General features: G+C 47.9%; 3 protein-coding genes. 2 read left to right on the top strand and 1 reads right to left on the bottom strand.

What is annotated here, in order from left to right; all coding sequences use genetic code 11:
• Positions 1-165: 165 nt before the first annotated feature.
• Positions 166-699: a tRNA adenosine(34) deaminase TadA gene (tadA, locus tag KIT90_RS13885; RefSeq protein WP_045481457.1), complete on the top strand. Its 534-nt coding sequence runs from the start codon at positions 166-168 to the stop codon at positions 697-699.
• Between the two features lie 522 nt (positions 700-1,221).
• Here tadA and mltF read toward each other — a convergent pair.
• On the bottom strand, positions 1,222-2,826 hold the full coding sequence (gene mltF, locus KIT90_RS13880) for a membrane-bound lytic murein transglycosylase MltF (protein WP_285377140.1): 1,605 nt from the start codon (positions 2,824-2,826) through the stop codon (positions 1,222-1,224).
• 323 nt (positions 2,827-3,149) lie between these two features.
• On the opposite strand from mltF, the gene purL reads away from it, so the two are divergent.
• Positions 3,150-7,046 (top strand): phosphoribosylformylglycinamidine synthase, encoded by a 3,897-nt coding sequence (gene purL, locus KIT90_RS13875; RefSeq protein WP_285377138.1) that lies wholly within the window; start codon positions 3,150-3,152, stop codon positions 7,044-7,046.
• The last annotated feature ends 247 nt before the right edge of the window (positions 7,047-7,293 follow it).

Below are 7,293 nucleotides of genomic sequence, written 5' to 3'. Positions count from 1 at the left end.
CAAAATGAAATAGTCTCTCGTCTCTCGTCTCTCGTCTCTCGTCTCTCGTCTCTCGGCTCTCGTCTCTCGTCTCTCGTCTCTCGTCTCTCGTCTCTTTCCCTTCCTCTCTTTGAAGGTTAAAATCCACTTTAAATTACGACCTATCCAAAATACCGGAGCCTCCTTTTGTCAGATTCTCAGTTTTCCCCTCAAGACGAACTATTTATGCGCCGTGCGATGGAGCTTGCAGAGCAAGCAGAAGCTGAAGGGGAAGTGCCGGTTGGTGCTGTTTTAGTGAAAGACGGAGAGATCATTGCGGAAGGTTGGAACCGTTCAATTTGTGCTCATGATGCGACTGCTCATGCCGAGATCCAGACGTTACGCAAAGCAGGAGAGGCTTTAGAAAACTATCGACTGCTTGATACGACTTTGTATGTCACGCTAGAGCCTTGCCCAATGTGTGCTGGCGCGTTGCTACATAGCCGAGTGAAACGAGTCGTTTACGGTGCGCCTGATTTAAAAGCCGGTGCGGCAGGGACGGTATTAAACTTGTTCGAAAGCCAAGCGGCGTATCATTACGCGACAGTCGAAAGTGGGTTGCTAGAGGATGAATGTCGCTCGCAGTTACAAGCGTTTTTCAAACGTCGTCGCAAAGAGATTAAAGCGAAGAAGCAAGCGCAAAAAGCGAACGATGATGAACAGGAAACAAAAGGCGAATAGTTTAAGGAAAAGGCTTCTTAAAGGCGGGGGGACTTGGGCTTTTAGTTACTGGTTGCCTTTAGCAAACACCTACTTCGCAGTAGATGTTTGCTTTAAGTTCTCAGTGATTCACTAGGTGAACGAAAACACGGTTACGTGCACTGACTTTCTTTTTCATACACGTAAGCTTGCGCTTACGGCGGTTAGCAGCCACTGTCTTATTCAAACGTTTTGACTGCACTCTGCGTTTTCTCATTATCAGAACCTCTTGCAGACAACGAACACACTCTCCGACACTCGCATGGCAAAGTGTCTGATTTATTATCAATCGATGACATTCTGATGAGGCACGCTTACGGACGAAGGTGGCATCAGTGCGAGGAGAGGTGACCAAAAGAGCCTCTCTGCTATGCGAGCCCAACCTTGGTAAGGCACCAAGGAGCAGCACAAGCTAGATAAGCCCGAAAGAGAGGATTCTAGATAACTTTATCTGTTGACTCAATAAAAAAATAGCGAGCTGTGAGCTCGCTATTTTCGAAAGGTTTATTCCGCTTTTGGTTCGGGTGTTTGTCCCGCCTCTGGAGGTGAACTTTCCTCAGTGTTGGAGATCGTTTCCACCGCTCCAGAAGTCTGCTCCGCCAAGGTTTCCACTGCTCCAGAAATTAACAAGTCTGGACTGAGTGGCGGGATCACTTGTAGATCTTCTGTGTCTTCATCAATCGCTGGTTTCTGACTGACGTGACCAATGATCGACTGGTAGTAACGACGAATATTTTCGACGTAGTTACGAGCTTCATCACCACGAGCATAACCATAACGAGTTTGACTGTAGAAGCGTTTCTGACGCAGTAATGGTAGGCGTTCTTTCACATCTGCCCATGCGTTTGGATCGCCACCTTGTGCTTTCGTTAAGCGTCTTGCATCCATCATATGGCCATAACCCACGTTGTAAGAGGCCAATGCAAACCAAATCTTCTCATGCTCATTGATTGAGTCTGGCACTCGAGCCACGATACGGCGAAGGTATTCCACACCACCACGCACAGACTGCTCTGGATCTAGGCGATCTGTTACCCCAACGCTCTTCGCTGTTGGCAGCGTTAGCATCATCATTCCGCGCACGCCTGTTGGCGATTTCGCTTTTGGTTTCCAGTGAGACTCTTGGTATGCCAAGGCTGCAATCAAGCGCCAATCAAACTCTTCACTGTATTTTTGGAACAGTGGTGACCATTTCGGCAAGGTGTTATCCAAGGCGCGAATAAAGGCACGAGTGTCTACGTAGTCGAAAGCTTCAATATGGCCGATGTATTTCTCTTCGAGCGTCGCGAGTTCACCAGACTGCTTAATGTTGCCAAAGAACTCGATCAACATGGCATACAAGCTTTCATCTTCAGAACGACGAGTGAACCAAGAAACGGGTTGGTCTTCGGTTAGCTCAAAGGCTAAAGCGAGATCTGGGTAAAGGCGCTGAGCCAAAGACAGTTCCACAGAGTCTGTAACGGTAAAACGCAGTTCACCCGTCGACACGTGTTTCAGTAAATCTCGAGTATCCGCATCACCCACAATTTCAAATTGCAGTTCTGGGTGCTCTTTTTGTAATGCCGTTAGTGTTGGAACAAATTGAGACTGTTCTACGATTTGTAGCGTCTCTGCTCCGGCGTTCGTGCCTTCATCGCCCGCTTTCTCATCTTTCGACTCTTGGTAGTTGATGAGTTGGTTTATATCACGAGGACGAAGCTGGCCTTTTTTGTACACCACTTGCTGGCTTACATAGTAGTAAGCAGGCCCAGGACGGAAGCGTTGCACCGCTTGAGAGGTTTGATTTAGACCGGTTGCGATAATATCGATATCGCCTTTTTTAAGGGCTGGGAATAACTCTGCCTGACGAAAAGCGGGTCTGATCTCGAGCTTAACGCCGAGCTGTTCTGCAAATTTACGCGCCAGTTCATAATCCAAGCCAGCAGGGCCATCAGGACCGATGTAGTAGGAGAGTTGATTGTTAAGCGTGCCAACACGTAGGACACCGCGCTCTTGGATTTGCTCGAATTCACTTTTGGGTTCCGACTCAATCTGACAGGCAGAAAGTAAAAGCACAGAAGCGAAAAGTAGGGCGCTGCGCTTGAGTCGGTTGAACTGACTTATTTGCATTAATTCGGTACGTCTCGATAAATTTCTAGTTGCCTTTATATCAAAGCGAGCTGGTGGGGCAAAGTGAATCAGACAGATAGAGTGCGACATTGTGTGATTTATCGACATTTTAGTCGTAATTCAAATTTGACGAAAAAAATGACGCAAACGGTTGCTTTTGGTGTTACATCACAAAAACAATTGCTATATAATGCGCTCGCAACGAAGAGGTGGCATCGGCATAGGTTTGAAAAACCTTCGGGAATAGCTTCGAAGAAAACAGTATAACCCACTGAATTTATTCCAATATCACCTTAATCACTTGCAATAAGAGACCTAAGCACATGAGAATTTTGCGTGGCTCCCCAGCTCTTTCTGAGTTTCGTGTTAATAAACTACTGGAACTTTGTCGTGAACAAGATCTGCCTGTCACTGGCATTTACGCTGAGTTCATGCACTTTGCGGATCTAAAGTCTGACCTTGATGCTCAAGAGTTGGAAAAACTGGAAAAATTGCTGACTTACGGTCCAACGATCGAAGAGCATGAGCCAGAAGGTCTTCTACTTCTTGTTACGCCTCGTCCGGGCACTATTTCGCCTTGGTCTTCTAAATCTACTGATATCGCAATCAACTGTGGTCTAGACAAAGTAAAACGTCTTGAGCGCGGCACTGCATACTACGTAGAGACATCAACTCCTCTTAACGATGCTCAAATTGCTGATGTAAAAGCACTCATCCATGATCGCATGATGGAAGTGACATTTACTGATTTTGATGCAGCAAATGCGTTATTCCAAGCGGCAGAACCTGCTCCTGTAGCAGACGTTGACCTATTAAAAGGCGGTCGTGCTGCGCTTGAAAACGCAAACGTTACCCTAGGTCTTGCACTTGCAGATGATGAAATCGAATACCTTTACGATGCGTTCGTAAATAAGCTAGAACGCAACCCGACTGACATTGAGCTAATGATGTTTGCACAAGCGAACTCAGAGCACTGTCGTCACAAGATCTTCAATGCAGACTGGACTATCGATGGCGTTAAGCAAGAGAAGTCTCTGTTCAAGATGATCAAAAACACATTTGAAACCACACCAGAAAACGTTCTGTCTGCGTACAAAGATAACGCAGCAGTCATGGTGGGTTCAGATGTAGGTCGTTTCTTCCCGAACCCAGAAACTCGCCAGTACGGTTACAGCCAAGAGAAAGCGCACATTCTAATGAAGGTGGAAACGCACAACCACCCGACAGCGATCTCTCCTTGGCCGGGTGCTTCTACAGGTTCAGGCGGTGAAATCCGCGACGAAGGCGCGACTGGTATTGGTGGTAAGCCAAAAGCAGGTCTTGTTGGTTTCACAACATCTAACCTACGTATTCCTGGTTTTGAACAGCCATGGGAAACAGATTTCGGTAAGCCAGGTCGCATAGTTAACGCTCTAGACATCATGCTAGAAGGTCCACTTGGTGGCGCTGCGTTCAACAACGAATTTGGTCGTCCAAACCTACTTGGTTACTTCCGTACTTACGAAGAGAAAGTTAACTCACACGCAGGTGAAGAGGTTCGTGGTTACCACAAGCCAATCATGATTGCTGGTGGTATGGGTAACATTCGTGACGAGCACGTTCAGAAGAAAGAGATCCCAGTAGGTGCAAGCCTAATCGTACTTGGTGGTCCTGCAATGAACATCGGCCTTGGTGGCGGTGCTGCATCTTCAATGGCATCTGGTCAATCAGCAGAAGACCTAGATTTCGCTTCAGTACAGCGTGAAAACCCAGAGATGGAGCGTCGCTGTCAGGAAGTGATCGACCGTTGTTGGCAACTTGGTGATGCTAACCCTATCGCATTTATCCACGATGTGGGTGCGGGCGGTATCTCTAACGCACTTCCAGAGCTTGTAGACGATGGCGAGCGTGGTGGTATCTTCCAACTGCGTGACGTACCAAATGACGAGCCGGGCATGAGCCCACTTGAGATCTGGTGTAACGAATCTCAAGAGCGTTACGTAATGGCAGTTGCGCCAGAGAACATGGAAGTATTCGATGCGATCTGTAAGCGTGAACGTGCACCATACGCAGTTGTTGGTATCGCAACAGAAGAGCGTGAGCTTAAACTTGAAGATTCACATTTCGAGAACACGCCAATTGACATGCCAATGGATGTGCTTCTTGGTAAGACACCTAAGATGCACCGTGATGCGAAAACGCTAAAAGCGAACAACCCAGCGGTTAACCGTGATGGTATCGAGCTAAACGAAGCAATGGATCGCGTTCTGCGTCTTCCAACGGTTGCAGAAAAAACATTCCTAATCACTATCGGTGACCGCACGGTGACTGGTCTTGTTGCGCGTGACCAAATGGTTGGCCCTTGGCAGGTTCCAGTAGCAAACTGCGCGGTAACCGCAGCAAGCTACGACACTTACCACGGCGAAGCAATGTCGATGGGTGAGCGTACGCCAGTTGCTCTACTAGACTTCGGTGCTTCGGCTCGTCTAGCGGTTGGTGAAGCAATCACAAACATCGCTGCGACAAACATCGGTGATATCAAACACATTAAACTGTCTGCAAACTGGATGTCTCCAGCAGGTCACCCGGGTGAAGATGCAGGTCTTTACGAAGCGGTTAAAGCGGTGGGTGAAGAGCTATGTCCAGCACTTGGTCTGACTATCCCTGTGGGTAAAGACTCAATGTCGATGAAGACTAAGTGGGAAGAGAATGGCGAGCAGAAAGAAGTAACGTCTCCGCTATCTCTAATCATCACTGCGTTTGCTCGTGTTGAAGATGTTCGTAAAACAATCACACCTCAGCTTCGCACAGATAAAGGCAATACTAGCCTTGTCCTAATCGACCTAGGTAACGGTCAAAACCGTCTAGGTGCAACGGCTCTAGCACAGGTTTACAAGCAGCTTGGTGATAAGCCAGCAGACGTAGATAACGCAGCACAGCTAAAAGGTTTCTACGAAGGCGTTCAAACTCTAGTTGCGAACGATCAAGTAGTGGCTTACCACGATAAAGGTGATGGCGGTCTATTCGTTACTTTAGCTGAGATGGCATTCGCAGGTCACTGTGGCGTTAAAGCTGACATCGCTGACCTAGGTGATGATGCTCTAGCTGCACTATTCAACGAAGAGCTAGGTGCGGTACTTCAGGTTAAGAACGAAGATTTAGACGCTGTACTTTCAACGCTAGCAGCAAACGGTCTTGAAGCATGTTCACACGTAATTGGTTCAGTAGAAGCTTCTGATGAGCTAGTGATTACTTCTGGTGAGACAGTGGTTCTTGAGCGTAACCGTACTGAACTACGCACTATCTGGGCAGAGACAACGCACAAGATGCAAGGTCTACGTGATAACCCAGCATGTGCTGACCAAGAGCACGAAGCGAAGAAAGACAACTCAGACCCTGGCCTAAACGTTAAGCTAAGCTTCGATGTAAATGAAGACATCGCAGCGCCATATATCGCGAAAGGCGCTAAGCCTAAGATGGCAATCCTTCGTGAGCAGGGCGTTAACTCTCACGTTGAAATGGCAGCAGCCTTTGACCGTGCAGGCTTTGAAGCAACAGATATTCACATGAGCGACATCCTAACCGGTCAAGCGGTTCTAGAAGAGTACCAGGGCTTAGTCGCTTGTGGTGGCTTCTCTTACGGTGACGTTCTAGGCGCTGGTGAAGGTTGGGCTAAGTCTATCCTGTTCAACGAGCAAGCTCGCAACCAGTTTGAAGGCTTCTTCCAGCGTGAAGATACCTTCTCTCTAGGTGTATGTAACGGCTGTCAGATGCTATCGAACCTGAAAGAGCTAATCCCAGGTGCAGACTTGTGGCCACGCTTCGTTCGTAACGAATCTGAGCGTTTCGAAGCTCGTTTCAGCCTAGTTGAAGTTCAGAAGTCTGACTCTGTATTCTTCGACGGCATGGCTGGTTCTCGTATGCCAATCGCAGTGTCTCACGGTGAAGGCCGCGTAGAAGTGCGTGATGCTGATCACCTAGCAGCGATTGAAGCATCAGGTACGGTTGCCGTTCGTTACGTGGATAACCACGGTAACCCAACGCAACAATACCCGAACAACCCGAACGGTTCACCAAACGCAATCACAGGTTTAACGACTCAAGATGGCCGCGTAACTATCATGATGCCACACCCAGAGCGTGTCTTCCGTACAGTCGCGAACTCATGGTCTCCAGAAGGTTGGGGCGAGAACGGTGCTTGGATGCGTATGTTCCAAAACGCACGTAAAAACATCGGCTAACCATGACTTAGTAAACGGTTAACGAAAATAGTAAAGCGCTGGTTGAGAGACCGGCGCTTTCTTTATTTTAGGGAGTCGAGAACGGACTTCATCCTATAGGACGCTGCGTTTCGAGAGTCGGGAACACTTCGCTGTAGGAATCGAGAGGTATGTGTTGGAATACTAGTGCTAGATACATGGACTCATAAGGTGTTGACAGTATTAACTCCTAAATAGACAAAATGAAATCGTCTCCCGTCTCCCGTCT

This window comes from Vibrio sp. B172a, from assembly GCF_030248355.1.
GTDB classification, from domain to species: Bacteria; Pseudomonadota; Gammaproteobacteria; order Enterobacterales; family Vibrionaceae; genus Vibrio; species Vibrio owensii.
This window is presented reverse-complemented; position numbering and strand designations above follow the sequence as displayed.